Raw genomic sequence first — 3,014 nt, 5'->3', positions numbered from 1 at the left:
AAAAATTGGGTTCTCAAGGTCGTAAAGCTTCTTGCATGAAAGCGATCGCCCTCCCAAATCACCCACAGCGCGATCGCTTTCATCGAGCCAGTCTAGGAACTCTACTGATTTCCTAGTTTTAGGTCTTTTAATTACTGAAAGCTACCAACTTTAATTAACAATGAATTTCTACAAAATTTTGCAAGGATGTCCCCAAATTATTCTAGCTGCTATCCTAATGTTTTTTACCTCATCTTGTGTAGACAACACATTAGGCGAATTCGATAAAGCAATCGATATCTTGGGAAACGAATCGGCCAATTGGCGTCAGGTCGTTCAAGACTTGGAAAAGTCAACGAAAGAAACCATCAGCTATGAAATAGAAAATTTGGCTAAAACTACTATAAATACAGCCGGATCGGAAATGCGATGTAATGCTACTTTTATCAATGACTATGTTCGCCATGAAGTTCAGAAAGAAATTCTCAAAAGAAGAAATAATTTAGCCCAAAAAATTGGAAAACCTCCGAAAACCATCCCAGACCCACTCCCGGCGATCTGTAATGCTGTACCGGGAAATATAGAACTCAAAGGTAAGAGACCTCAGAGTTCCTCTATTGAGTTTTATGGTTATTTCCTAAATCCTAACGATATTCAGATTATCGCACATTTGAACGAACAGAAAGCCAGACAAGCCAAGATAGAGGACTCAACTTCTCCTAGACTTATTAAGAGAAATTTGGCTGGAGGACAATTTAAGGTTTCTCTAAATTTAGGAAATAATGGCATTTCGGGAGACTTTCTCCAAATTGTCGATCGCATTAGCCTAAAAAGCCAGAATCAAGAAATCTATAGCATTAACGTAATTCATTCTCGTACAGAAACTATAGGTCGGCCAATTACTGCAAGCAGTCGTAGCAATATGAAAGGAGGATATAGTACGGGAAAAGCAACGCTTTACCGGAATGGTAAATTAGCGATCGAAGGAACAGCAGAAGCCACAGAGCGGTTAACCGGCGTTAAAGCAACAGTGAATGTTGTGGGGGTAGATGAAAACGGAAATGTTTTATTTTCAGAATTCTTAGATATCCCTACAGCTTGTGGGAAATGGGATGCCTGTTCTTCACGTCGAAACGGTCGTAGCGATCGATATATTTCTCCAAAAATAGCCCAGGATGTAATTCGTCTCAATATTCATTTTTCTGAACGTTAAGATATGAGTTTTGGTTACAGAAAGCTGACCAGCTATTTGAGTAAGTGATGCTACTTGGTTTTTAGGAAAAGTTAGAAATTGGGTCTCTTTCACAAATGTTGAATGTCGATACAAAACTTTACATTACAAGTTACACTAAGCCTTAAAAGCCTAAATTACTCAACCAAACCTCATCTCCTCAAACCAATAAACGTCACTGATTTTTTGACACATACAAGATTGTAAATAGCGGAATTTATCTAATAGTGTATTTCCCCATTGAGCGGGAATGGATATAATCTCTAAAATTAGATAAGCTATCAAGCTTACATAAATTTGAATGGTTATGCCGTTGACATTTTTTGTGATGAGTTTGTCAAGCTTTAAATGCATTTTTAAAAACTTCCATGATAATTCAACGGCCCAGCGTAATCGATAAATCTCTCTAATTTCATCATCAGAAACTGCGGCTTCTCCCTCATAAGGTAAATTGGTGATTAAGCGAAACTCAGTTTTAGTTTCTAGAACGCAAAAATTAATGAACCTATAAGTTTTAGCATCACGAAAGGAGCCAACTTTAACTAATTTCGAGTATTCCTCAAATTCTCACTTCCAATTGTTTTTTATACGCAAAACAAAATATTTATTTTCTTGGACTAATTCTTCAATAAAATCTAATCCAGCAAATCCTCTATCCATTACCCCGACAGCATTTGGGGGAAGACTAGACATCATTTTTGAGCCAAACTTATAATCATGGTCATACCCAAAATTGATAAAGTTATCTTCGGGGGTTCCCGTAGCTAGATTGAGAGAACTGAACAGTTTCACTTGATGGTATTCCAGAACCCACAACAATTTACTGGTGAGAGTTATGATGGTTGAATCTATTGGACAGATTGAGTATTTATCGTGTAATTTTTTAGGATTTCCTTTAGAAGCCAATCGATTCAACTTTTGATAAATTTTTTGAAATAATGTTAGCTCGCGGCGCGAACTTGCTTTGGAAAATGTGGACATATTTACGTCAAAACCAGTATTGTTTAATCGCTTGAATAAATCGCGCATACTGGTCAAGCTATTATCCATAACATAAGATAGCCAACACTCGAAAAACAGACGGCTGTTCAATACGGGATAATCATTTTTGGGTAGCTCTCGCAAGATATCCTTGATAATCTTTGGGAAGGAATTGATAATCATGGCTAAACTCAAATATTTGAACATTTTGCCCAATCATAACATATTTGACGTGATTTATCTCAGGTTTTTATTGACATTCAACACTTGTGGGTCTCTTTCTACAAATATCGCTCTTGATGCCAACCAATATTGTGATAGAAACCCGGTTTTTTGGCTAGGGGCGTTTGCTTTTTTTGGGGGTAACAGAAACTGGAGTAGAAACCCGGTTTCTTTTCACAAACTTCGGTCTTGATGCCAAGATTGTAGTAGAAACCCGGTTTCTTGGCTTTTGATGCCACAATTGTGACAGAAGGTTTCTTGGCTAGGGGCGGCTATATTTTTCCTACGATAAACTCTTCTCGGATTTCCTCATTTTATTCCTCTTTCAAGGCTTGCTGAAGTTTCTTGAGTGTCTCAGGAATTAGATGATTCTTGGCTGGCATTTACGTGCTGGTGATTTAGCTAAATTGATATTGCTATTATACCCAATTTAATTGCTGAACAGCTTACCATGTTTCAAAAACTTTTCACCCTCGGTTTAGTGTCTTTAATCGCTGCAGTGCCTACCGTCGCACTAGCGTCCCCTCGAATTCCCAGACCCGATGAGAATGGGAATTATTATGATATTGCTGAAGCGTTTATTTGGAGAGTGGTAGACCCC

1 protein-coding gene and 1 pseudogene are annotated in these 3,014 nt (G+C 37.8%); one reads left to right on the top strand and one right to left on the bottom strand.

Going from position 1 to position 3,014, the window contains the following annotated elements; genetic code table 11:
- The first annotated feature begins 160 nt into the window (after positions 1-160).
- Positions 161-1,192: a hypothetical protein gene (locus AC0QH1_RS01110; protein ID WP_324628888.1), complete on the top strand. Its 1,032-nt coding sequence runs from the start codon at positions 161-163 to the stop codon at positions 1,190-1,192.
- 159 nt (positions 1,193-1,351) lie between these two features.
- Here the strand turns inward: AC0QH1_RS01110 and AC0QH1_RS01105 are convergent.
- Positions 1,352-2,374: pseudogene (locus tag AC0QH1_RS01105) on the bottom strand (IS4 family transposase).
- Positions 2,375-3,014: the final 640 nt, after the last annotated feature.

Source organism: Phormidium sp. CCY1219, assembly GCF_055795085.1.
Note: the sequence above shows the minus strand (reverse complement) of the source record. Positions and strands in the feature narration are given on the sequence as shown.

Coding starts and splice junctions, on each gene's coding strand:
- AC0QH1_RS01110 (WP_324628888.1), top strand. CDS start 161: ATGAATTTCTACAAAATTTTGCAAGGATGTCCCCAAATTATTCTAGCT.